This is a genomic window from Tomitella fengzijianii (assembly GCF_007559025.1).
Lineage (GTDB): Bacteria > Actinomycetota > Actinomycetes > Mycobacteriales > Mycobacteriaceae > Tomitella > Tomitella fengzijianii.
The window spans coordinates 1737908-1762186 of record NZ_CP041765.1; the positions used below are offsets into that span (position 1 = coordinate 1737908).

General features: G+C 70.8%; 19 protein-coding genes and 1 pseudogene. 11 read left to right on the forward strand and 9 right to left on the reverse strand.

The features are described 5' to 3' along the window. Positions 1–277: 277 nt before the first annotated feature. Positions 278–979, reverse strand: a pseudogene (locus tag FO059_RS07900) (DUF1906 domain-containing protein); the annotation flags it as partial. Positions 980–1128: 149 nt separating this feature from the next. Continuing rightward, positions 1129–1821 (reverse strand): DUF4232 domain-containing protein, encoded by a 693-nt coding sequence (locus tag FO059_RS07905; protein ID WP_233267043.1) that lies wholly within the window; start codon positions 1819–1821, stop codon positions 1129–1131. Positions 1822–2103: 282 nt separating this feature from the next. Here FO059_RS07905 and FO059_RS07910 point away from each other — a divergent pair, with 282 nt between their 5' ends. Next, positions 2104–2973: a uracil-DNA glycosylase gene (locus FO059_RS07910; protein ID WP_143907801.1), complete on the forward strand. Its 870-nt coding sequence runs from the start codon at positions 2104–2106 to the stop codon at positions 2971–2973. Between the two features lie 52 nt (positions 2974–3025). On the opposite strand, the gene FO059_RS07915 is transcribed toward FO059_RS07910, so the two are convergent. The 3 genes from FO059_RS07915 to FO059_RS07925 are packed head-to-tail and all read right to left on the reverse strand — an operon-like array spanning position 3026 to position 5753. Then, complete coding sequence (locus FO059_RS07915) at positions 3026–4117, reverse strand: CobW family GTP-binding protein (protein WP_143907803.1); 1092 nt, start codon at positions 4115–4117, stop codon at positions 3026–3028. Beyond that, on the reverse strand, positions 4114–4701 hold the full coding sequence (locus tag FO059_RS07920; protein WP_233267044.1) for a DUF309 domain-containing protein: 588 nt from the start codon (positions 4699–4701) through the stop codon (positions 4114–4116). Before FO059_RS07920 ends, FO059_RS07915 begins: the two co-directional genes overlap by 4 nt. Then, positions 4698–5753, reverse strand: a complete 1056-nt coding sequence (locus tag FO059_RS07925; protein WP_158726752.1) for a tellurite resistance/C4-dicarboxylate transporter family protein — start codon at positions 5751–5753, stop codon at positions 4698–4700. The genes FO059_RS07920 and FO059_RS07925 overlap by 4 nt, the downstream gene beginning before the upstream one ends. Before the next feature lie 383 nt (positions 5754–6136). On the opposite strand from FO059_RS07925, the gene FO059_RS07930 reads away from it, so the two are divergent. The 4 genes from FO059_RS07930 to FO059_RS07945 all read left to right on the forward strand — a co-directional run bounded on the left by FO059_RS07930 (position 6137) and on the right by FO059_RS07945 (position 10415). Then, positions 6137–7216 carry a Re/Si-specific NAD(P)(+) transhydrogenase subunit alpha gene (locus FO059_RS07930; RefSeq protein ID WP_372497920.1) on the forward strand — a complete coding sequence of 360 codons (1080 nt, stop codon included), beginning with the start codon at positions 6137–6139 and terminating at the stop codon, positions 7214–7216. Further along, a complete protein-coding gene (locus tag FO059_RS07935; RefSeq protein ID WP_143907811.1) occupies positions 7216–7521 on the forward strand; it encodes an NAD(P) transhydrogenase subunit alpha in 306 nt (101 codons plus the stop codon). Before FO059_RS07930 ends, FO059_RS07935 begins: the two co-directional genes overlap by 1 nt. Next, a complete protein-coding gene (locus FO059_RS07940) occupies positions 7518–9029 on the forward strand; it encodes an NAD(P)(+) transhydrogenase (Re/Si-specific) subunit beta (protein WP_143907813.1) in 1512 nt (503 codons plus the stop codon). The genes FO059_RS07935 and FO059_RS07940 overlap by 4 nt, the downstream gene beginning before the upstream one ends. 129 nt (positions 9030–9158) lie before the next feature. Then, positions 9159–10415 (forward strand): MFS transporter, encoded by a 1257-nt coding sequence (locus tag FO059_RS07945; RefSeq protein ID WP_372497916.1) that lies wholly within the window; start codon positions 9159–9161, stop codon positions 10413–10415. Between the two features lie 57 nt (positions 10416–10472). Here the strand turns inward: FO059_RS07945 and FO059_RS07950 are convergent, their stop codons facing one another. The 4 genes from FO059_RS07950 to FO059_RS07965 form a co-directional block, all read right to left on the reverse strand. Further along, the gene (locus tag FO059_RS07950; protein ID WP_143910562.1) at positions 10473–11099 is read right to left on the reverse strand and encodes an HNH endonuclease family protein; all 627 of its coding nucleotides are present in this window, start codon (positions 11097–11099) and stop codon (positions 10473–10475) included. Positions 11100–11339: 240 nt separating this feature from the next. Continuing rightward, positions 11340–12668 (reverse strand): dihydrolipoamide acetyltransferase family protein, encoded by a 1329-nt coding sequence (locus FO059_RS07955; protein ID WP_143907815.1) that lies wholly within the window; start codon positions 12666–12668, stop codon positions 11340–11342. Beyond that, positions 12665–13732 carry an alpha-ketoacid dehydrogenase subunit beta gene (locus FO059_RS07960; RefSeq protein WP_143907816.1) on the reverse strand — a complete coding sequence of 356 codons (1068 nt, stop codon included), beginning with the start codon at positions 13730–13732 and terminating at the stop codon, positions 12665–12667. Before FO059_RS07960 ends, FO059_RS07955 begins: the two co-directional genes overlap by 4 nt. Further along, complete coding sequence (locus FO059_RS07965; RefSeq protein WP_372497919.1) at positions 13729–14850, reverse strand: thiamine pyrophosphate-dependent enzyme; 1122 nt, start codon at positions 14848–14850, stop codon at positions 13729–13731. The genes FO059_RS07960 and FO059_RS07965 overlap by 4 nt, the downstream gene beginning before the upstream one ends. A gap of 398 nt (positions 14851–15248) precedes the next feature. Here FO059_RS07965 and FO059_RS07970 point away from each other — a divergent pair, with 398 nt between their 5' ends. From FO059_RS07970 to FO059_RS07995, 6 genes are all read left to right on the forward strand, one after another. Beyond that, complete coding sequence (locus tag FO059_RS07970; protein ID WP_143907817.1) at positions 15249–15854, forward strand: hypothetical protein; 606 nt, start codon at positions 15249–15251, stop codon at positions 15852–15854. A gap of 59 nt (positions 15855–15913) precedes the next feature. Continuing rightward, entirely contained in the window at positions 15914–17437 is a 1524-nt protein-coding gene (locus FO059_RS07975) for an MFS transporter (RefSeq protein WP_233267046.1), read from the forward strand. A 176-nt stretch (positions 17438–17613) separates the two neighbouring features. After that, a complete protein-coding gene (locus tag FO059_RS07980; RefSeq protein WP_143907818.1) occupies positions 17614–19239 on the forward strand; it encodes a substrate-binding domain-containing protein in 1626 nt (541 codons plus the stop codon). Next, positions 19236–22205: a DEAD/DEAH box helicase gene (locus FO059_RS07985; protein ID WP_233267047.1), complete on the forward strand. Its 2970-nt coding sequence runs from the start codon at positions 19236–19238 to the stop codon at positions 22203–22205. The genes FO059_RS07980 and FO059_RS07985 overlap by 4 nt, the downstream gene beginning before the upstream one ends. Then, positions 22202–22957, forward strand: a complete 756-nt coding sequence (locus tag FO059_RS07990; protein ID WP_143907819.1) for an SWIM zinc finger family protein — start codon at positions 22202–22204, stop codon at positions 22955–22957. The genes FO059_RS07985 and FO059_RS07990 overlap by 4 nt, the downstream gene beginning before the upstream one ends. A gap of 319 nt (positions 22958–23276) precedes the next feature. Beyond that, complete coding sequence (locus FO059_RS07995) at positions 23277–24275, forward strand: MBL fold metallo-hydrolase (RefSeq protein ID WP_233267048.1); 999 nt, start codon at positions 23277–23279, stop codon at positions 24273–24275. Positions 24276–24279: the final 4 nt, after the last annotated feature.

Consider the following 24279-nt stretch of genomic DNA (forward strand, 5'->3'; position numbering starts at 1 on the left):
GCGTTGCAGTTGGTGGGGGATCGGCGGGTGCTGGGTTTCCCCTGAGGGCCCGGCGCGGTCAGCCGATTCGGGCGGCGAGTCGACCGGCGAGTCCGATGGCCCTGTCGGCGAGTCCGGTGGCGCGGTCGATCAGGTGGTCGGCGTTGCCGAACAATGCTCCCGGGTCGCCGGCGGACTGCGAGAGTCGGCCTAGGGTCTGCTCCGGCGGTGCGTCTCCGGTTCCTGGGGCCGTCTGCGTCACGGAGGTGTCCGGGTGGGGGGTCGGGCCGCCGTGGGCGGACCATTGGCCGTAGTCGCTCTTGCGGATCGTGTTGAGGTCGATGCCGACGCCGTCCACCTTGTCGGAGTCGATGGCTCGCTGATGCAGGTGTGCTGCGTCGTGGATGCGCCCGTCGCTTCCCCAGTCGTGCTGCCAGAAGTAGGCGCCCACACCTGCGGCGAGCGCCCAGTCGATGGTCGGGGCGTTGCAGTAGACGCCGGTCCGGCCGTGGCCCAGGACGCTTTCGCAGCCTTGGAGGAACGGCAGGACCTGGGCGTCGAACTGTGCGCGTGTGGGATTCGAGTCGATGGACATGTAGATGGGGGCGCGGGCGGCGCCGCCGGCCGCGCGGTGCAGTTCGAGTCCACGCGTCGCGTGGTGGACGCCCGCGTCGTGCCCGCCGAGCCAGTCGGAGGTGTCGCCCTTTCCGTACTGATAGCACGAAACGACTTCGAGGCCCGCGTCCTGCAGTGCGTCGGCTTCGCTGCGTGCCATGGGTTTGCCCGTCATCCAGTCGGCTCGCGCGTCGGAGCAGTATCGAATGGCGCCCTTGTATCCGGCCGCCCGGATGGAACGGGCGGACGGGACGCCTGCGGAATAGTCGATCAGGGTGCCCAGCCCTTCGGCGCGGGCGGCGGGGGCGGCGATGAATGCCAGACCGGCGGCGGCGGTGGCACCGGTGACGAGCGTGCGCAGCGCATCGCGACGAGACAGTTCCACGGTGACCTCCAGCTGGACCCGATCCGGGTTTGCGATGTGACGCAAGTGATGGTTGTTGCGTAGAAGTCAACTATTTATGCGCGCGTGTTGCAAGTGAAATCTGTGAAAAGCGTGAATTCGTGCCGCCCGGCCGGGCTCGGCCGGCCGGGTCAGGAGCCGTTGCCGGGCACGACCGGCGTGACGTCGAGCTGCGTCACGTTCGGGGACTTCGTGGCGCACCCGGTGGTCGCGTGCGGGAGGACCACCGAGCCGGTATCGCCGGGCGGATAGACCCGCAGCCCGGATACGGCTGTCGGTCGGCATTCCTCGGCCGGATAGTTCTGTACGTTCGCAGCGCGCACCTGCGCCGATGCGCTGTTCCCCGGGGCGACCAGCACGGTCTGCTCGGGGCGCGGCGAGCGGACGGCGGCGGATCCCACCTGCGTCGTGCCGTCCTCCCCGACGTAGGAGACGCCGGGGAACCCGAACAGGGTGCACGACGTCGCCGAGGTGTTGGTGAACACGAGAGTGAGAATCGTCGAGCCCGCCGCGCCGCCCACTCGCCCGAACGCCACGTCCAACGCGCCGGAGGAACAGGCCGGAGCGTCCGCGCCGGGGGGCGGGCCGGCGGCGGGCGTCGCAGGAGCCGCGGGTGGAGGCGCCGCAGGCGGGGGCGACGCGGATGGATGCGGCGCGGACGGCGTGGTGACGGGGGTGGGTATGGCCTGCGGGGTCCGCTCGGCCCGGCTCGGCTGCGTCGCACGGGCCTGCAGCGACGGAACGGTCGTCTCCTGCGCGGAAGGTTCGGTGATCGCGCTTTCGCAGCCGGCGACGGTGATGGCGGCCGCGAGCGCCAGTACCACTGGGGCGAGTCTCCTGAGCGCGCTGCCTGTGGGGGCGACCGGGCTGTGCGCGCGGCCACGGTGGAACGCACGTTCGCGGGCGGCTCGGGGCACCTTCCGCGGGTCCGAGCCCGCGGAATCCGAGTGCCGCGCCGGTGTCCTCATAACCCCGAGGCTACGCGGGGCCCGGGACTGTCAGGGGAACGACGCGAACCATGCGCGCCCGTGCCGTCCGCCGACCGTCGGCGGACGGCACGGGGATAGGCTGGGCCACGGCCGATCGGTGCAGCGAAGGGAGCCGGCGTGGACGGTTCGGAACTGCTGCCGCACCCGCTCGTCGGGGGAGCATTCCCTTCCCCGGTACCGCCCGGCACCGGGTGGCCGGATGACCCGGCCGACTCCTCGACGCCGGTGGCGGCCACCCCCGCCCAGGCCGCATCGCTCGCCGGCGCCGCGGTCGATCTCGACACGCTCGACGCTCGTATCTCGGTGTGCCGGGCGTGCCCGCGGCTGGTCTCCTGGCGTGAAGAGGCCGCCGTCACCAAGCGGAAGTCGTTCGCCGATCAGCCGTACTGGGGGCGTCCTGTGCCCGGGTTCGGCGATGAGGCCCCGGAGATCCTGGTCGTGGGCCTCGCGCCGGCGGCGAACGGCTCCAACCGCACCTCGCGGATGTTCACCGGCGACCGCGCAGGCGATTGGCTCTACGCCGCGTTGTACCGGGCGGGTTTCGCCGCCATCCCCACGAGCACGCACGTGGGGGACGGTCAACGGCTGCGCCGCGTGCGCATCATGTCCGCGGTGCGGTGCGCGCCGCCCGGCAACAAGCCTGCCACGGCCGAGCGGGATGCGTGCGCGCCGTGGATGGCGGCCGAGCTCGCGTTCGTCCTGCCGACGGTGCGGGTCATCGTCGCGCTCGGGGGCTACGGATGGGACGCGGCACTGCGCTCGTTGCGCGATGCCGGAGTGCGGATACCCAGGCCCAAGCCCCGGTTCGGGCACGGCGCGCGGGCCGAGGTCGAGACCTCCGACGGACGTCGCATCATCGTGCTGGGCTGCTTCCACCCCAGCCAGCAGAACACCTTCACCGGCAGGTTGACGGAGCGGATGCTCGACGAGCTGTTTGCGGACGCGAAAGCGCTGTGCGCAACGCGCGGCGTGGCGCGCGGCGAGTAGGACCGCAACGCCGCGGCCCCACCGTCCGCGGTATGCCGGTCCGGTAGCGGCGTCAATCGAGGTAGCGCAGGATCGAGAGCATCGCCTGCGTATCCGGCGGCTCGTCCGCACGTATCCGGCAGGCGTCGAGCGCTGCGATCAGCGCCGGTTCGTCGATCCCCGTACCGATGGCGACCAGCCGGGTGCCGGGGGAGGGCGCGCCGGCCGCATCCGACAGCCGATCCCCGGATACGCCGTTGGAACGCCGCCGGGCATGGATGTACCGGCCGACGGTCTGGATCTCGAAGGTGCCGCAATCCTCCGGATCCGCCAGGGCCACGAGGCCTTTGGTCCGGTACAGGCCCGCAGGCGCGTCTTCGAGGAGGGCGGCCAGCCGGCGCGGGTGCAAGGGCCCGTCGTGGATGTAGGAGACGGTGTCGTACCCGGCATGGAGGTGCGGTGCCGCGGCGTCGGGTTCTTCCCCGCCGCCGCCCGCGGTGCCGCTCAGCGGGTCGCGCAGCATGTCATCGAGCGTCATCTGGCGTGGCGATTCCGGCGCCGCGGCGTGCCGTTGCTCGTCGAAGAGCAACGAGGGGTCGACGCGGCCGTGGGACGTCTCGATCACGGGGACCGGACCGCACACCGACGAGACGGCCTCACGGACCGCGGCGAGATCGGCGGGGGAGACCTGATCGGTCTTTCCGATGACCACGAGGTCCGCCAGCCGCACGTGCGCGTCGAGTTCCGGATGCAGCCGGCGGGTTTCCGGGAAGGACGCGGCGTCGACGACCTCGATCAGCCCGCCGTACCGGATGTCACGGGAGGCGCTGCCGACGACCATGCGGATGAGGCTGCGCGGCTCGGCGAGCCCGCTGGCCTCGATCACGATCGCGTCGACGCCGCGGGGTGAGCGGGCGATTCGTGCCAGAGCGACATCGAGTTCGTCCCCGTCCACGGCGCAGCACACGCATCCGTTCCCGAGGTCGACCACCCCATCCACCTGCCCCGCCACGAGCAGAGCGTCGATCCCGACGGCCCCGAAGTCGTTGACGATGACGCCGAGGCGCACGCCGATCGAGTTCGACAGCAGGTGGTTGAGCAGTGTCGTCTTGCCGGCACCGAGGAACCCGGCCAGGACGACCACCGGCACGGGTGCTGCGGTCACTGCGGGCCACCCGTCTCCGGTGCGCCGCTGCGGCTGGCGAAGCCGTCCTGGCGGCCTGCCTGCAGCCGTGGGGGTTCGAGCCAGGTCGGCTCAGGCTGCGATCGGGCGCTGTCGAGTCGTGCTGACCGGTCGGCGCACCAGGCGCGGATACCCGGCACGTCGACGCCGAACGGCGGCGCCGCGGCGAACGGTGAGATCGTGGTGGCGGCGCGGTCCAGGACGGCGGCGGCTCCGGCAGGGTTCCCGCGCGCCGCGTGGGTGATTCCGACCGCCAACTGGGCAAGGCCGCGCCATAGGGGTTTGTCGGCGCCGGCCGTCTGCTTCCAGTGGTCCTCGAACACGTCGTGCGCGTGGAACGGCCGGTGGTGGTCGAGCAGGTCCTGGCCGAGGTCCAGCGTCTCTTCCGGGGTGCGCGCAATGCCTTCCGGCTGGCGGGGCACGCCGGTGGCGCCGTGCGGGAGCGGCCGCCCCAGGGCGTCGCGCGGGCGGTCGTTCTGCGCGCGCCCGCGTGCGTCGCGTGCGCGTCGACGCGGGGTCGGGTCGGCACGTGCGGATGAGCGCTGCTCAGGGTCGTGGCGGGTCACGCATGCATTGTGCGTGATCGTGCCGCACGGTGGGAGGCGGCCAGCTGCGTTAGCAGTACCGTGCAGGTCAGAGCCCATATGACGAGGGCAAACCATGCCTCCCATCGGCCCACGTCGGCGAGCCAGCCGGTGCCGTGGATGGTCCCGAGTTGCCGGCTGGCCTCGCCGTACATGCCGATCGGGAACACCATCGACCACCAGGCCGTCCGGAAACGAGGAACGCCGGGGCGGCGTGACAGCTGCCAGACGAACAGCACGATCAGGAGCGGGACAAGCCACGTGGAGAAAGACCACAGGACCATGGATACGGTGGCGACAACGTCCGGCTCGAGGAGGGACTGCTCCGAGCTCAGCCCCAGGATCTGGGCGCCGGCGAGGACCGTGATCGCCGCCGAGCCCATGAAGATCCAGTAGGGGGCCACGGTCTCGCGGGGCGCGAGGCGGTGCAACATGAGTCGGGAGAATTCGAGGGACGCGATCAAACCGAACTTGACGACTCCCACCGACCAGCACAATGCCGCGAACGTCGCCAGACCGTGGGAGCCGAAATGCGTCGCGTACGCGCCGCAGACCACGGCGACGGACTGCGTCGAGACGACCCAGAGAAACCACGTGCCGTCGACCTGCGACAGCTCGTCGGTGAACGAGCCGCGCTTCGCGTTGGCGGCCGCGGCGACGGTGCGGGCGGTGACGGTGTATCCGAGGATCACCCACGAGGCGATGGCGATGACGACGAAGGCCAGCGCGGCGATCCGAAGATCGAGGAACGCGTAGTGCGCTCCGAGAACTCCCGACGCGGCCACGAAGGTCAGTGTCATGAAGCCGCCGTCGCCGGCCGCCCGGTGATGTTCCCAGCGGAACAGCACCCGTACCGTGAGAGTGAAGTACGTCACGTTTGCGACGGTGAACATCACGGCCGCGACGATGTGTGCGCCGTTGTTCAGGATCGCCGTGGAGACGATCCCCGTGGCCATGACGAAGGCGAAGGCCCCGCGCCAGAGATCCCGCGGTGCGAGGTCGGGGTCCGGGGAGGTGTCTGTCGACGTCGTCACGCGGATCAGCCTATGGGCGGGCGCGTGGATCGGCAGCCGATTGCACCCCCGTCCGCGGGTGCCGGCCGCGTGGATGGGGCCGCAGCAGGGCCGGTGAGGGACTGCTGACATACTCGGCTGACATCGGTGTGATTGCGGAGGACGATGCCTCCCATCGGTTTTTGCGGCGGACCCGCCGCTGGTTATAGTCACCCGATCCCCGGGACGGATGCGGACACGATTCGCGTCGCGGGCACGGCCCTCCCACGGGGGACTCTTCAGATCGTGGGCACGACGCAGGTCGATAGCACAACGCAGGTCGAAAGCACAAAGCAGGTAGAAAGCACAACGCAGAAAGTTTCAGACACTTGGATTCAGCACAGAGCGGTAAGGCTCAGGGTGCCGTGGTGGGCGTGGTTCGGGAGACGAACGACGGCGAGCGCCGCGTGGCTTTGGTGCCGAAGGTAGTGGGCAAGCTGGCCGGCAAGGGCGTGCAGGTGGTCGTCGAGGCGGGCGCCGGCGCGGGGGCGTTGATTCCCGACGACGCCTATGTCGAGGCCGGAGCGCAGATCGGTGATCCCTGGTCTGCGGACGTGGTGGCCAAGGTCGCCGCGCCGGATGCGGGCGAGCTTGCCCGCATGCGTCCGGAGCAGACGCTGATCGGGTTTCTGAACCCGCGCGGAAACGCCGACGGCATCAAGGAGATCGCGGCGGCGGGCGTCCAGGCGTTCGCGGTCGAGGCGATCCCCCGGATCTCTCGCGCGCAGGCGATGGACGCGTTGTCCTCGCAGGGCAACGTGTCCGGCTACAAGGCGGTGATCGTCGCAGCCTCGGAATCGACCCGGTTCTTCCCGATGCTCACCACGGCGGCGGGCACGGTCAAGCCGGCCACTGTGCTGGTCCTCGGCGTCGGCGTGGCCGGGCTGCAGGCGCTGGCCACGGCCAAGCGCCTGGGCGGACGCCCCACCGGCTATGACGTGCGCCCGGAGGTGGCCGATCAGGTGCGGTCCGTCGGTGCGCAGTGGCTGGATCTGGGTATCGACGCCGCCGGTGAGGGCGGTTACGCCCGCGAGCTCACCGAGGCCGAACGTGATCAGCAGCAGCAGGCCCTCGAGGACGCGATCAAGGGGTTCGACGTGGTGATCACCACCGCGCTGGTGCCGGGGCGCCCGGCCCCGCGGCTGGTGACTGCCGCCGCTGTCGAGGGTATGCGCCCGGGCAGCGTGATCGTCGATCTGGCCGGTGAGACCGGCGGCAACTGCGAGCTCACCGAGCCCGGGCAGACCGTGGTCAAGCATGGGGTGACGATCGTGTCGCCGCTGAACCTGCCGGCGACGATGCCCGAGCATGCGAGCGAGTTGTATTCGCGCAATGTCCAGGAGCTGCTCGAGCTGATGCTCGACGACGACGCGCGCCTGGCCCCGGATTTCTCCGATGAGATCCTCGCCGCGGCGTGCGTGACCCGGACCGAGGAGGACCACTGATGTACACCGGACTGTTGGCGAACATCGCGATCCTGGTGCTGGCCGGGTTCGTCGGGTTCGCCGTGATCTCGAAAGTCCCGAACACCCTGCACACCCCGCTGATGTCGGGCACCAACGCCATCCACGGCATCGTCGTGCTCGGCGCGCTGGTCGTGCTCGGTTCGCTGCCTGCGGACGCGGGATGGGGCGTACGGATCATCGCGTTCGTGGCGCTGGTGTTCGGCACGCTCAACGTGATCGGCGGCTTCGCCGTCACCGACCGCATGCTGGGCATGTTCAAGGGTAAGAAGGAGGCGGCCAAGTGATCCTTGCTGCTGCGCATACCGCCAGCGAGGGGCTGCACTACACCGTCCTCGCTCTCTACATCGTCGCGTTCGGCATGTTCATCTACGGCCTGATGGGGCTGACCGGGCCCAAGACCGCGGTCCGCGGCAACTGGATCGCCGCGGTGGGCATGCTCATCGCGGTGGCCGCCACGCTGTTGCAGGTTTACAACGACGGCGCCGTCTCCGACGACGGGCATGGCCGGGTCGGCGTGCCCGCGATCAACTGGATCCTCATCGCCGTGGGCCTGGTCCTGGGCGTGGTGCTCGGAGTCCCGCCGGCGCTCAAGACCAAGATGACCGCGATGCCGCAGCTCGTCGCCCTGTTCAACGGGGTCGGCGGCGGCACCGTCGCCTTGATCGCCTGGGCCGAGGCCTCGGAGACGAACGGCTTTTTGAACTTCCACGGTGTCGAGCCGGCCTCGCCGATGGTGGTCGGATCGCTGATCGCCGCGATCATCGGTTCGATCTCGTTCTGGGGCTCGTTGGTGGCGTTCTCCAAGCTGCAGGAGATCATGCCCAAGGGGCTCGAGAAGTTCGCCACCGGCAACGCGAAGTGGTTCCAGCTGGCGAACATGGTGCTGCTGGTCGTTTCGATAGCGCTCGCCGTGGTGATGGGCGTGCGCGCGGCGACCAACGACGGCACGTCGATCTGGTGGATGGTGGGCCTGCTCATCGCCGCCGGGATCATGGGCCTGTTCGTGGTGCTGCCGATCGGCGGCGCGGACATGCCGGTGGTGATTTCGCTGCTCAACGCGATGACCGGCCTGTCCGCGGCGGCGGCGGGCATCGCGCTCGACAACACGGCGCTGATCGTGGCGGGCATGATCGTCGGCGCGTCGGGGTCGATCCTGACCAACCTGATGGCCAAGGCGATGAACCGGTCGATCCCGGCGATCTTGTTCGGCGCGTTCGGCGGCGGCGACGCCGCGGCGGGCCCGGCCGGCGATGCGGGCGGCACGGTCAAGTCCACCTCGGCGGCGGATGCGGCGATCCAGATGGCCTACGCCAACCAGGTGATCGTGGTCCCCGGCTACGGCCTGGCCGTGGCGCAGGCGCAGCACACGGTCAAGGAGATGGCCAGCCTGCTCGAGGACAAGGGCGTCGAGGTCAAGTACGCCATCCACCCGGTCGCCGGCCGGATGCCGGGGCACATGAACGTGCTGCTGGCCGAGGCGGACGTGGAATACGACGCGATGAAGGAGATGGACGATGTCAACGGCGAGTTCGGCCGTACCGATGTCGCCGTCGTGATCGGCGCGAACGACGTCACCAACCCGGCGGCGCGCAATGATCCGTCCTCGCCGATTCACGGCATGCCGATCCTGAATGTGGATCAGGCCCGCTCGACGATCGTGCTCAAGCGGTCGATGAGCACCGGCTACGCGGGCATCGACAACCCGTTGTTCTACGCGGACGGCACGTCGATGCTCTTCGGCGACGCGAAGAAGTCCGTCGAGTCCGTCATCGAGGAACTCAAAGGACTCTGACACGCAGAGAACACCGAAGGGCGTCCTGCACGGACTCACCGCGGGTCCCGCCCGGCTCAGGCCGGAGCGGGGCCCGCGTGCGTGCGGGGTCCGCCCGTCCGGCCGGAACGTGCGAAAGGCGAGTGCTCGATGATGCGGCTCGGACGCGACAGCGCCGCGCGGGCTCCGATCCCACGGTCGATCTGGGTCCTGGTGACGGCGGCGTTCGTCATCGCGCTGGGCTTCGGACTGGTCGCGCCTGTGCTGCCGCAATTCGCCAAGAGCTTCGACGTGGGCACCACCGCGGCGACGGTCATCGTCAGCGTGTTCGCGTTCTTCCGCCTGGTCTTCGCTCCGGCGGGCGGGCGGCTGGTGAACCTGCTGGGCGAACGGTGGGTCTATCTCACTGGCCTGTTCATCGTCGCGGTGTCCACCGGGGCGTGCGCTTTCGCGGCCAACTACTGGCAGCTCCTGGTGTTCCGGGGATTGGGCGGGATCGGGTCCACGATGTTCACCGTCTCCGCGATGGGCCTGCTGGTGCGCCTGGCGGATCCGGCCGCGCGGGGCCGCGTGACAGGCCTGTACTCCTCGGCCTTCCTGGTCGGGAACATCCTGGGCCCCGTGTTGGGCGGCCTGCTGGCCGGGTTCGGGCTGCGCGTGCCGTTCCTGGTGTATGCGGCGGCGCTGATCGTCGCGATGTTCGTGGTGGGCCTGCTGCTCAAGGACGTGCACCCGGCGAACGGTGAGGAGGCGGCGGAGAGACCGAGCATGGAACTCCGCGAGGCATTGGCCCACCGCGCGTACCGCGCGGCACTGGTGTCCAAGTTCGCCAACGGATGGTCGTCGATGGGCGTCCGCGTGGCGCTCGTCCCCCTGTTCGCCGTCGCGATAGGCGCCGGCGAGAGCATGGCGGGGGTCGCGCTGGCGGTGTTCGCCGTCGGAAACGCGGCGGTGGTGATCCCGGCGGGCCGGATCGCCGACACCCGCGGCCGCAAACCGATGGTCCTGGCAGGACTGGCCATCACCGGCGTCGGCACCGCCGCTCTGGGATTGTCCGCCGGTTCGGCGATGCTGGTGGCGACCTCGTTCGTCGCCGGTGCGGGGGCGGGTCTGCTCAACGCGCCGCAGCAGGCGGTGGTGGCGGATCTGATCGGCGCCGACCGCCGCGGCGGCAGCGTGCTCGCGGGCTTCCAGATGCTCTCGGACGTCGGTGCGATCGTGGGTCCCATCGCCGCCGGCTTCCTGGCCGAACAGCTCTCGTACCCGGTGGCGTTCGCGGTGACAGGGGCCATCTGTCTGCTGGCCGCGGTACCGTGGTTCGGCGCGCCGGAGACGCTGAGCGCTGCGAGGCGCGGCGGCCCGGACGAGATCGTGCCAGGGGAGGGGTCCGGCGTCGATCGTCGCTGACCACGCCGACGCCGGCCCCGCGACCGCGCCGTCGACGAAGAACCGGGGCCACGTGCCTCAACCGCACCGTTCGGCGATGCCCGACAGCACGTCTCTGTCCCCGGCGGTGATGGGCAGGGAATAGCGCACAGCGACGGTGAGATACTTCGCCGCGTAGAAGCAGCGGTAGGCCGCGTCGGCCGGTACCCAATCCTGCGGGGTGGAGTCGCTTTTGCGCATGTTCGCCGGGCCGTCCACGGCCAGCAGCTCGAAGTCCACGTCGTTGGCGAACCGTCTGCGCATCGCGGGCGCCCACGCGTGGGCGCCGAGATCCCATGCGGCGGCGAGCGGGATCACGTGGTCGATCTGCACCTCGCCCGCGTCGGCCTTGCGGAACGCTATGCGGTCACCGGTGTAGGGATCGTCGAGCGCGCCGGCGACGACGACGCAGCGCCCGGTGCCTGGCCGGAACCGCACCCCGGTCATCGTCCGGGCGAGTACGTCGTTGCGGGTGTCGCATCCGTTGTGGGACAGGGGAGCGGTGGTCGCGTCCGTCCACGCGGCGCCGAACACGCAGCCCTCGCCGGGGCCGCAGTCGCGTTCGTACCCCGGGACGTCGGGGCGTGCGGGGATCACCTCGACGGCGGCGAGGAGGGTGCGGATCCGCGATCCCGGGGGACTGCCGGGGGCCGGTCGGTCGGCCATCGGCGTGAACGCCGCGCAGCGATGCACCAGGAGCACAGCCGCGATCAGCGCGATCAGCCCTGCGGTTCGTGCCAGGACCCCCGCCCACTCCACGCCGCACCGACCGGCGCGTCGTGGTTCGCCTCCCCATGGCAGAGTGCCGGGCCCTGACGTCTTGTCCCCCCGCGACATCGTCCCCCGTCCTGGATGTCCTTGTGCCGGATCTCTTGCCCCCGGTGGCTCATTGTCCCCCCGGCACCGTCAGCCCGCCAGGCCCAGTGGATTCTCGATGGACTGCGCCACGGTTGCGAGGAACCGGCCCGCAAGCTCGCCGTCGATGAGCCGGTGGTCGAAGGACAACCCGAGCGTCGCCACCTCACGGATCACGAGGTGGTCGTCGTGGACCCAGGGCCTGCGCTCCACGGCGCCGAGGGACAGGATGGCGGCCTCGCCGGGGTTGATCACCGCTGTGCCCGCTTCCAGGCCGAACACGCCGATGTTGGTGATCGTGAACGTCCCGCCGCGGAGGCGTGCAGGGGGAGTGCGGCCCGCCCGTGCCTCGTCGACCAGCTCGTCCAGCGCGGAGGCGAGTCCGCTCAGCCCTAAGGATTCCGCGGCGCGGATGTGCGGTACCGATAGCCCGTGCGGTCCGGCGACGGCGACCCCGAGATTCACCCGGGAATGCTCGATGATGTCTGCGGAGTCCTCGGCCCAGGACGCGTTGACGAGGGGGTGGCGGACGAGGGCGACGAGAACGGCCTTGGCGACGAGGGTGAGCGGGGAGAGCCGAACCTCCGTGCGGTCCTCGCCGTCTGCGCCGTCGCCGCGGAGCCTGCGCAGCAGCGACATCGCGGAGGTGAAATCGGCCGTGCGGAAGGCCGTGGCGTGCGGGACCGAGCGCGCGCTCGCCGAGACCGCCGCGGCCGTGGCCCTGCGGAACGCGTCCGCGGGGGTCCGGATGCCGTCCCGTCCTGCTCCGGCGCGTCGGGCGACGTCGGCTTCGGTGATGACGCCGTCGGCGCGGGCCGGACGCACGGCGGTGATGTCGACGCCGCGCTCGCGGGCGGCCTTGCGCGCGGACGGCTTCGCGCGGATCGCCCCTGCCGCATCGGTATCGGCACCGGTACCGGCACCGGCGCTGGTGGCCGGCGTTCCGTGCGACCTGCGGCGCCATCCGGCCCGGCCCGGCCTGTGCGGCAGTGGGCCTGATCCCACCAAGGTGGGTGGAGCGGCGTCGTCGGCGCGCGCCGCGGCAGGAGGCTCGCCCGTCGCGGACGAGTCCGGCCGGGCGGCGTCATCGGCGGCGACTTCCAGGCCGGCGTCGGAAGAGGCGGTGCCGGAGCCGCCGCCGTCGTCGATGGTGACCAGCTTTTCGCCGACGACGACGGTCGCACCCGGCTCCGCATGGAGGGCGGCGACGGTGCCGGCGAACGGCGCGGGCAGCTCGACCACCGCCTTGGCCGTCTCGACCTCGCACAACGGCTGGTCCAGCTCGACGGTGTCCCCGACCGCCACCGACCAGGACAGCAGCTCCGCCTCGGTGAGCCCTTCCCCGAGGTCGGGAAGCAGGAACTCCGCGGGCGCACTCACTGTGCCAGCACCTGATCGAGGGCGTCGAGTATGCGGTCGACGTCCGGAACGAAGTGCGATTCGGCGCGGGCGGCCGGATACGGCGTGTGGAACCCGCCGACACGCATCACGGGAGCCTCCAGTCGGTAGAAGCAGCGTTCCGTGACACGCGCGGCCACCTCTGCCCCGAGCCCCATGAACACCGGCGCCTCGTGGGCCACCACCAGTCGCCCCGTGCGCCGCACCGACTCCTCGACCGTGTCGAAGTCGATGGGGGAGAGCGAGCGCAGATCCACCACGTCCACGCTGCATTCGCCGACAGCGGTCTCCGCGGCCTCGACGGCAGTGGCGACGAGTGCGCCGTACGTGACGATCGTCGCGGAGGCTTCGCCGTTCCCGAAGGTCATCAGGCGCGCGCCGCCGAGCGGCTCGGCGGGCGGCGCGGAGAAATCCACCGGCCCCTTCTCCCAGTACCGGCGTTTGGGCTCGAAGACGATGACCGGATCGGGTGCGGCGATCGCCTGACGGGTCATCCAATAGCCGTCCGAGGGGTTCGACGGGCTGACCACCCGGAGCCCCGCGGTATGCGCGAAGTACGCCTCCGGGGATTCCGAATGGTGCTCCACCGCGCCGATCCCGCCGCCGAAGGGGATCCGGATCGTGAGCGGCATCCCGACGGCGCCGCCGGTGCGATTGTGTATCTTCGCCACCTGCGTGACGATCTGGTCGAACGCGGGGTAGACGAAACCGTCGAACTGGATCTCGCAGACCGGCCGCTTACCTCGCAACGCCATCCCGAAGGCGGTACCGACGATGCCGGACTCGGCGAGGGGCGTGTCGATTACCCGGCGCTCGCCGAAGTCCTTCTGCAGACCGTCGGTCACGCGGAACACGCCGCCGAGCCGGCCCACGTCCTCGCCCATGATCACGACACGGTCGTCGTCTTCGAGAGCGCGGCGCAACCCCGCTCCGATCGCGGGGGCCAACGCCAGACGTGCGGCGCCGCCGCGCTGGTCCGCAGGGGCGACGTCTGCGCCTTCCTCGCGTGGCGCGACCGGGACGACGGGGGCGTCTGTGGCGGTCATCGTGGGGCCTCCTGACCTGTCGACGATCCGACGGGGCCGGCTGCGGCCGCCTGGCCGATCGATGCGAGGTAGTCGGCGTAGGCCCGGCGCTCTTCGTCGATCAAAGGGTGTGGAGCCGCGTAGACGTGCGCGAAGATCCCCGCCTCGTCGGGCTCGGGCAGCTCCGCGCTCGTCCGGCGGAATCGCTGTGCCGCCTCGTCGGCGGCCGCGCGCACCGCGTCGTCGTCCGATCCTGCGAGCATGCCGCGGTCGGCGAGGAATCCGCGCATGCGCTCGACGGGGTCCCGGGCGCGCCACGCCTCCATCTCTGCGGCGGACCGGTAGCGCGTGGGGTCGTCGTTCGTCGTGTGGGGGCCGAGTCGGTAGGTGACCGCTTCGACGAAGTACGGTCCGCCGCCGGCGTGGACATGGGCGGTCGCAATGCGGGTGGCGGCCAGGACGGCGAGCACGTCGTTGCCGTCGACCCGCAGGGACGGGATGCCGAAACCCTGTGCGCGTTGCGCGGGTTGCACGGCCGTCTGCTGCGCGACGGGGACACTGATCGCGTACTGATTGTTGGTGCAGAAGAACACCACGGGGGCCGTGGCGACGGCGGCGAAGTTGAGTGCTTCGTTCAGGTCGCCCTGGCTCGTCGCCCCGTCGCCGAAGAACGCGATCGCACCGTCCTCGGTTCCGTCGAGGGCGGCCGCCATCGCGTACCCGGTGGCGTGCAACCCGTGGGCCCCCACGATGATCGCGGGGTTGGTGATTCCGAACTCCGCGGGGTCCCATCCGCCCAGCGCGCTGCCGCGCCACATGGGCAGCACCTGTTCCGGCGGGACGCCTCGCAAGTAGGCCATGAGCGACTCGCGGTAGCTGATGAACAGATGGTCGTGACTGTCCGACGCCCGCGCGGCGCCCACCAGCACCGCCTCCTGGCCGGCGATCGGCGCCCACAGCGCCAGCGTGCCCTGGCGTGCCAGGGCGAGGCATTGCTCGTCGATGCGGCGAAGTACGGCCAGGTCCCGGTAAAGCCTCAGCAGCGCGCCGCGGTCATCGATGACGTCGCCGAGCCGGTCCCTGAGAGCCGGGGAGTCGGCCTGGTCCGCGGCGGGCCCCATCACGCCCGATGTGGGCAAGGGGCCGGAAAGAGGTGTGCGTTCGGCGGTCATCGTCGCCTCCTCGTGCCCGTCCGGAGATCTTCCGGGGCGGGAGACTGCCTCCTGGTGACCCGCGCCGCTCCGGCACCGCACCGGCCCGGTCGGGGTCGGAACACGGCGTCACCGCAGCCGGCGCCAGGCCCGGTGGGGCTGTGCGCCGTGCGCGCGTCCTGCCTCCAGGATGCCCCCTTTTCGGCTCGGCGCACACCGATTCGCCGATGTCACGGGATCCTGGAGTTTTCGGGTACGGCCGATCGGCCGGCGTCCTACGATGAGATTCAGCTCACCGAATGTCGGCGATCACCCCGGAGTTCGCAGGCGGGGCCGTCCAGTCGATCCACTGCCGACGTGCGACTGCCCCGCTGGAAAGGCGCATTATGAGCAATTTCTGCATTCGTCCACGCGGAACCGCCGTCCGCTCCGCGGGAGCGGCCATCGGGCTGTGCGCCGTCGTGGTCCTCACCGCGGCCGGCTGCGGCAGTTCCGGCGACTCCGGCTCCACTGCCGAAAGCTCGCCGCCCACCACGGCGGCGGAGCATACGACGGGGGCGGGGGCCGCCGATTCCAGCGGCCTGACCCCGCAGGAGCAGAGCGACATCACCTCGGCGTACGAGACGTTCTTCTCCGGCAAATCGGATGCGCAGACCAAGCTGGGCGTGATCGAGGATCCCGACCGCTTCGCCAAGACGATCAACGCCCAGTCCTCGTCCGGACTGGCGGAGTCGACGTCGGTCACCGTGGGGCAGATGAGCCTCGTGAGCCCGGGCCGCGCGTCGGTCGTCTACACGATCCTCATGGACGACAAGCCCGTCCTGCCCGACCAGACCGGATACGCGGTCGAGGTCGATGGCAAGTGGAAGGTGTCCGCGTCGTCGTTCTGCGGGTTGCTCACGCTGGAGAACGGCGGCACGCCGCCTGCGGAGTGCGCCGCGCAGGGCGGAGCCCCGGCGGGGACGGGTGCCCCGGCCACCCCGACGAGCTGAACTGAAGGCCGGCGTTGTCTACGGGCACCACGGCGGCCGGCGCGACCCGGCCGCAACGCGTGGCACTGGGCACGGTCTGCGCCGTCCTGTTCCTGACGTTCATCGACACGACGATCGTCTCGGTGGCGCTCGGCGACGTGCAGTCCGATCTGCACGCCGGGGTGATCTCACTGCAGTGGGTGGTCAACGCCTACACCCTGGTGTTCGCCAGCCTCATGCTGACGGCGGGGACGTTGGGCGACAGGCTCGGCCGCAAGCGGGTCATGGTCGCGGGGATGGTCGTGTTCTGCATCGGATCGTTGATCGCCGCGGTGGCCCCCACCGTGACCCTGCTCATCGTGGGCCGGGCGGTGATGGGGATCGGCGCCGCGGGCTCGGAGCCGGGAACCCTGTCGGTGATCCGCCACGTTTTCCCGGAGGAACACGGTCGTGCCAAGGCGATCGGGGTGTGGGCGGCCGTGTCGGGAGTGGCGCTGGCGCTCGGCCCGGTGGTGGGCGGCGTATTGGTCGGGGCGTTCTCGTGGCGGGCCATCTTCTGGTTCAACGTGATCCTCGGGGTGGTCCTGGTGGCCGCGGCTCTCCTGTGGGTGCCGGAGAGCCGGGACCGGCAGCAGGGCCGGCTCGACATTCCGGGATTCGTGCTGGGTTCGACATTTCTCGCCTGCGTGATCTACGCGGGGATAGCGGGACAGGAGGTCGGTTACTTCGCCGGCAACGTATTGACGCTATTCGCGGTGGGCGCGGTGGCACTCGTCGGCTTCATAGTTGTCGAACTGCGCGCGGACAATCCGATGTTCGACTTCCGCTATCTGCGGATCCCCATCGTCGGCAGCGCGCTGACTGTGGCGTTCACCATCTATTTCGGCATCTTCTCGATATTCTTCTTCACCGCGTTGTACCTGCAGGAGGTGGTGGGATACTCGGCGTGGCGTACGGCCGCTGTGTTCGCGCCGATGGCGGTCGCTATCGTCGTCGGTTCACTGATCGCGGGCGCGTGGGTCTCGCGTTCGATGCCGAGCATTCCGATGATCGTGGGCTGCGCGCTCGCGGGCGGCGGAATTCTCCTGACACGGCCGTTGCTGCACCAGGACGCCGATTTCACGGTGCTGGCACTGTCGTTGATGGTCGCCGGCGTGGGCTTCGGCATCGCCGTGGTACCGCTGACCTCCGCAGTGCTGTCCGGAGTGCCCGGCGAGCATTCCGGGATGGCGGCGGCGGCGACCAACACGATGCGCCAGGTGGGTGCGGTGATCGGGGTCGCGGCGCTGGGCGGATTGGTCAACGCCAACCTGACCAGCGGACTCAAGTCGCGGCTGCGCGAGCTGGGCATCCCGCCCACCTTCGACTCGATCATCATCAACGGCATCGAGACCGGAAAGGTGCCGGAAGGGGCCGGCGGCGCGGACAGTTACGAGCAGACCTACGGTTCGATCGTCGTCAAGGTGATCCAGGCCACCTATGAGGCCTTCCATGCGGGTCTCGATACCGCGCTGCTCGTCTCCGGGCTGCTGATCTTCCTGGCCGCCCTCGTGGTGCTCGCCGGCGTGTTCCGCCAGCGTGCACGCACGAGAGCGCGGTCGTGATCGGCTCGGCGGCGCGGTGATCCAGCGCGACATGTGACCGAGGTGACGTGCGTCCAGGTGCCTGTCGCTAGTATGTTGCGGGGTCGCGGGGCCGCCCGGGACACGACCGACGATGAAGCGAGCACATCGGCGGTCCGGCCGGGTCGGGGCCGGTGCCGTGCGCGGAAGGACGATCAATGGCCGGGGGTCGGCACCAGGCTGCCAACAATTCAGGCGGTGTGCTGCGCTACGCCGCGCTGGCGGTGATCGCCGTCGTGGTTGTCGTAGCAGGCATCGTGGTCTTCCAAGTCGTGCGGGGCAGCGGCTGCTCCTCGACCACCGCAGTCTCGGTGGACGTGGATCCGGCCCTGGCGCCGGCGGTGCAGCAGGCCGTTTCGGCGGTGCCTGAGGAGGACCGCGGGTGCACGGACTTCCAGGTGACCGCGCGTGAGTCGGCCACCACGATCAACGCGCTGCTGCACGGGCTCGACGGCCCGCAGTTGTGGATCCCGGAATCCGCACGCTGGGTCACCAAGGTCAATCAGGCCGCGGATGTGCCCGTCGATATCGACACGCCGTCCGTGGCCTCCTCGCCGGTCGTCGTCGCGGCGGTCGCGGGCGCGGTCCCCAACACGCGCGCGTGGACCGACGTGCTGCGTACACCCGGTATCCGGCTGGGGAATCCGCAGGCCAGCGCGGTCGCGGAGGCTCCGATCCTCGCGGCTGCGGCCGAGCAGCAGGCCGCGGGGACCGATCCGGCGGCGGCGGAACAGGCCATGGTCGCGGCGGCGCAGGCGCAGAGCATGCAGCTGAGCGCCGATGCGGAGACGGTGTCCGACGGAGCGGCCCGGCCGGAGGACATTCTTGACTCCGGCAAGGGGCCGGCGGTGGTCACGGAGCAGCAGGTCGTGCAGCTCGGCGGCGGCTACCAGGCCGCGGTTCCGGACACCGGGACGGTGATGATGGACTACCCGCTCGTGGTCACGGCGAGCAGTGAAGCGCGGGCGGATGCGGCCGAGCGGGCCGACGATCTGGCCTCCGTGCTCGCCTCCGATACGGGCCGGAAGGCCCTGACCTCCCACGGTTTCCGCGTGGACGGCGTGCCGCTGCCGGGCGGGGCCGGAGTCGGCGACGTGCCGGCGCTGGCGATCTCCGATCCGGCCGCAGCCGAGGCCGCGTTGAAGAAGTGGAACGTGCTGGCGGTTCCGGTGCGCAGCCTGGTCCTGTTCGACGTGTCCGGTTCCATGTCGTATGTCGCGGACGAGCAGAACAGCCGCATGCAGCTCACGCAGAAGGCGGCGCGCATCGGCGAGAGCCTTTTCCCGGACAACACCCAGCTCGGCGTGTGGGCGTTCTCGCTGAACCTGGACGGGCCGCAACGTGACTACAAGGAACTCGTGCCCATCGAACGGCTGGACGCGCAGACCGGCAAGGGGACGCAGCGCGAGGCCGTGGGTGCGGCGGTCGACCGGCTGGGCGGGCTCGTCGGCGGCGGCACCGGGCTCTACGACACGATCAGTGCCGCCTACCGGCAGGTGCAGTCCACGTATGATCCCAACGCGGTCAATTCGGTCATCGTGCTCACCGACGGCGAAAACGAGGACCCGGTGAGCCTGACCAAACAGCAGCTCCTCCAGCAGCTGCAGGAGGAGGCGGACCCGGCGCGCCCGGTTCTCATCATCACGATCGGCATCACGGAGGACGCCGACGAGGCGGTGCTCAAGGAGATCTCCGCCGCCACCGGAGGATCGAGCTATCTGGCCCGGGACCCGGCGGACATCCCGCAGGTGTTCGCGCAGGCGATCGCACAGCGCGGCAAGTGACGGCCCTACCACCCGCGGCCGTCCCCGTGGGACTGCACGCGCGGTGGGACGAGGACGCCGGGCTGCTGGTCTGGAGCGCTGAGCAGGGCAGGGTGCGGTTTCTCGCGCGCGCCCTGGGGCGCCGCTCCCCGCGCCACAGCGTGCGGATGCCGTGGCAGGAGGATTCCGACACCGGGTTCGAGGCCCTCGGCTTCGCACCCTCGGCGGCCGCGGACCTCCTGTCGTCGCTGGGGACGGAATCCGCGCCGGTACGGCCCGAGGAGACGGGGGAGGATCTCGCGTACCTGGCCTCGGTGGTGGCGGGGATCGGCCGATGGGCGGCCGCGGGGCAGGTGGTTCCGGATCTGCGCCGGGTCGACGACGAATGGTGGCCCCGCTGGTCGTTGGTGTGGAGCGCGCCGCAACGGGCTTGGCGTGCCGAGTGGACGGCCGCCATGCCGCCGTCGGTGCATGGCGCGGGTGCCGATCCGGCGGCCGCGTTCGACGACTTCGCCGCAGCGATGACGGATGCGGTGGTCCGCAGGCGCATCGCACGAGGAGGGGTGCGGTCGGCCCCGCCGACGCACCCGTTGTGGTCGGCGCTAGTGGCCGGAGACCCGGTGGCGGAGCACGGGGCCGCAGCGGCAGGGCGTATCGCAGCATGGCACGACGGTGCCCGGTCCGGCGGAATGCAGCTGGTGCTGCGTCTGCTCGAACCGCCGGATTCCGCGGACGTCGCCGCGGACTACGGTGCCGACGCGCCGGCGCCCGGCGTCGGGCGGGCATACGAAGGTGATGCGGCCTCGGGCGATGACGCCGTCGGCGGCGTTTCGGCCGTCGGCGGCGTTTCGGCCGTCGACGACGGCTTCTGGCGTCTCCAGGTGTGCGTGCGCAGCGAGGACCGGGCCCCCGTGCCGTTGTCGTTGACGCAGGCGGACCGTGAGTCCGTGCGCCTCTGCCTCGGAGCGCTCGAAGAGGCGATGCGCGTCTACCCGTTGTTGCGTGAGCTCCCCCGGGACAGGGATTCGCTGGACATGCTCATGCCGGAGGCCGCCGTGTCGGACCTGGTGCAGCATGGTGCGACGGTGCTTTCCGCCGCATCCGTCACGGTGCTGCTGCCCCGCGCGTGGCGGGTCGTCGAACCGACGGTGCGGGTGCGGGTTTCGTCACCGGACGTGCCCGCCGCGCCTGGCGAGGCGAGAACCGGCCTGGACCACCTGGTGGAGTTCGACATGGAGGTGGCGCTGGGCGACACGGTGCTGCGGCCCGGCGAGCTCGACGAACTGGCCCGCCGACAATCCGACCTGGTCAAGCTGCGCGGCGAGTGGGTGCGTGCGGACGGAGTCGCGCTGCGCGACGCCGCGCGTTACCTGTCCGCGCGGCGGGGTGATCCCGCGACGCTCGCCGCGCTGCTGCGCGCCCTCGCCACGGACCCGCCGCCGGTGCCGCTCGGCTCCGTTTCCGCGACGGGATGGGTCAAGGCGCTGTTCGGTGAGGAATCCGCGGCGGACCGGGCTGTCCAGGCGCCGCGTGGCCTCGATGCGGAGCTGCGCGACTACCAGTTGCGCGGACTCTCCTGGCTGTCCTACATGTCCGACCTGGGCCTGGGTGCGATGCTCGCCGACGACATGGGCCTGGGCAAGACCGTCCAGGTGCTCGCATTGGAGGTCCGCGCGCGCGAGCGCGGCGCCACCCGGCCCACACTGGTCGTCTGCCCGATGTCCGTGGTCGGCAACTGGGAACGCGAGGCGGCGCGGTTCGCGCCGGGCCTCCGGGTCCACGTGCACCACGGGGCGGGGCGGCCGCACGGAGAAGTGCTCGCCGCCCGCGTGGGCGCGTCGGACCTGGTGCTGACCACCTACGCTCTGCTCGCGCGCGACGTCGAGGAGCTGCGCGGATTGCGATTCGAGCGTGTGGTGCTCGACGAGGCCCAGCACATCAAGAACGAGCGCACCGGGCAGGCGCGCGCCGCGCGCAAGCTCCAGGCCCGTCACCGGCTGGCGCTGACGGGTACCCCCGTCGAGAACCGCCTGTCGGAACTGCGGGCAATCCTCGACTTCGTCAATCCCGGCATGCTCGGCAGCGCGGCCAAGTTCCGCACCTCCTTCACCGTCCCCATCGAGACGGAGCGCGACCCGCATGCTCTCGCCCGTCTGCGTGCGGTGACGGCGCCGTTCGTGCTCCGGCGGGTCAAGACCGATCGATCCGTCGTCGCCGACCTGCCGGACAAGCAGGAGATGACCGTCCGGGTGAACCTGACGGCGGAGCAGGCGACGCTCTACCAGGCCGTGCTGGACGACCTTGAGGAGAAGCTGCAGGGCGCGCAGGGGATGGCGCGGCGCGGTGCGGTGCTCACGGCGCTGCTGCACCTCAAGCAGGTGTGCAATCACCCGGCGCACTATCTGGGCGACGGGTCGTCGCTGATGCGTCGTGGCCGGCATCGCAGCGGCAAGCTCGCGTTGGTGGAGGACGTGGTCGGCGATGTGCTCGGCGACGGGGAGAAGGCCCTGTTGTTCACGCAGTTCCGTGAGTTCGCGACGATGGTGGGCCCGTGGCTCGCCGACCGTTTCGGTCTCGACGAGGTGCCGGTGTTGCACGGTGGCGTGGCCCGCGGCGCCCGCGAGGGCATGATCGCGGCGTTCCAATCCGCCGGGGGGCCGCAACTGATGGTGCTCTCGCTCAAGGCGGGCGGCACCGGGCTCAATCTCACTGCGGCCAACCACGTCGTGCACCTGGACCGGTGGTGGAACCCCGCGGTGGAGGACCAGGCCACCGACAGGGCGTTCCGTATCGGGCAGACCCGTGACGTGCAGGTGCGCAAGCTGGTGGCCGTCGGGACCCTGGAGGAGCGCATCGACGAGCTCCTGGCGGGCAAGAGCGAGCTGGCGGAGCTCAGCGTGCGGGGCGGGGAATCGTGGGTCACCGAGCTCGACGACAAGGCGCTGCGCGTCCTGGTCGCTTTGGGGGAGGAGGCGCAGGGCGAATGAGCCGACGTCACCCGACCCCGCGCGGACCGGGCCTGGTGCTGCGGAGCTCGGGAAGCGGCACCGGCTGGGGCGCACGTCTGACGCATGCGCTCGAGCGGATCATCGACGCGGACGCACTCCAGCGGGGACGCAGGGTGGCGCGTTCCGGCTACGTGCTCTCACTCCGGATCACGCCCGGGGCGGTGCGCGGCGTGGTGCAGGGCTCGCAGCCGGACCCGTTCGAGACGGTGTGTTCGGTACGGGAACTGGACAAGTACGACCGCGCGGAGATCGTCGCGCAGGTCCGCGCCGAGCCGGGCGTCCTCACCTCGCTGGCGTCGGGAGTCGTGCCGGCGTCGCTGGCGGAGCGACTGCTGCCGGCGGATTCCGCGGACCTGGATTTCGAGTGCAGCTGCCCGGACTACAGCTGGCCGTGCAAACACGGCGCCGCACTGCTGCTGCTGGCCGCCCAGGAGGTCGGATCGCGGCCGCTGCAGATCCTCGCCCTGCGCGGGTTGGCGGTGGAATCGCTGGTCGAGGCGGTCGCGGCAACGCCGGACGAGGACTCGGTGCCGGCGGCGGCCGAAGGTGCTGATGCGTTCGCCGTGCGCGGGACCCTGCCCCGGCTGCCCGAACCGGCGGCGGACGCCGAGCCGGCGATGGAGCTGCTGGACACGTCGCGCCTGCGTGGCGTCCTGCGCCTGTGGGGCCCGGACACCTCCCACGCCGAACGGGAGCTGCGCGCACTGTACGGGCGGTTCATGGCGGACTGAGCGGCCTCGAGGGGCCGACGGGGCGCGGCTGTCGGCCGCCCGGCGCCGTTGTCTTGTCGGGACGGGCGTTCCAGTATGCGGGACCCTGCCTGCTGCTTGGGGGTGCGGCTGTGGTCACAATGGCAGGAGCGGATGCGGGCGGAGTGCCCGTGTTCGGGCACTCGGCTTCGGGAACCCGGCAGCGTGAGGCCCTTCGAGGAGGCCCGGAACCGGGCGACGAGGACACGAGGTGGCGTTGATGCAGGCAGGGCGCGGTGGGAATGCAGGTGCAGGGCCGGATGGGGACACCCGGCGGGACGGTGCCCCGGGTGCCGGGGCGGTGGATCTGGGCGACGGCGTCTGGCAGCTCGCCGTCCCGTTCCCGAACCCGCTCAAAGCCACCCTGGTCTACGCGATGGAGTCACCCGGCGGTCTGGTTCTGGTCGATGCGGGCTGGGACGGGGACGAATCCTGGGCGGGCCTGACCTCGGCCGTCGAGGCCACCGGGCACGCCATGTCCGACGTGGAGGGAGTGGTGCTCACCCATTTCCACCCGGACCACACGGGTCTGTGCGGTCGTGTACGGGAGGCCTCGGGCGCGTGGATCGCAATGCATGACAGCGATTTCCATACCTTCGACCTGATGACCGGCGGCCGCGACGCGGCCTGGCTGGACGAGCAGACGGCCAACCTGCGGGCGGCCGGCGCGTCGGAGGAGGACCTTGCCGCGTACCGGGAGGGCACCGAGACGGCACCGCCCACGACGCGCGCATCGCGGCCCGACCGACTGCTGGCGGACGACGAGAAGATCCAATTGGCGGGCAGGACGCTGCGCACCGTGTGGACGCCCGGCCACACCCCGGGGCACGTGTGCTTCGCGCTGGACTCCGCCGACATGGTGTTCACCGGCGACCACGTCCTGCAGAAGACGACGCCGCACGTGGGAAATTTCGTCTTCCCTCTTGAAGAGCGCGATGCGTTGGGCGAGTTCATGCGGTCGCAACGCAAGATCTCATCTATGGGCATCACGCGCGCGTTCGGGGCGCACGGGACCCCGATCGCCGATCTGGCCGGCCGCTCCGCCCAGCTCCTTGCGCATCACGAGGACCGACTCGACGACCTGTGCCGGGATCTCGAGGGCGGCGCGCTGACGCTGTGGCAGATCGCGTCGCGGATGCAGTGGTACCGGCCGTGGGGCGAGCTCCCGGTCATGGGCAAGCAGATGGCGCTGTCCGAGGCCGCGGCGCATCTGCGGCATCTCGTCGGCACGGGGCGGGTGGTGCAGGTCGAGGACTCCGACCCGGCCCGGTTCGTGAACGCCGCCGGCGAGCGGGCCTAGCCTT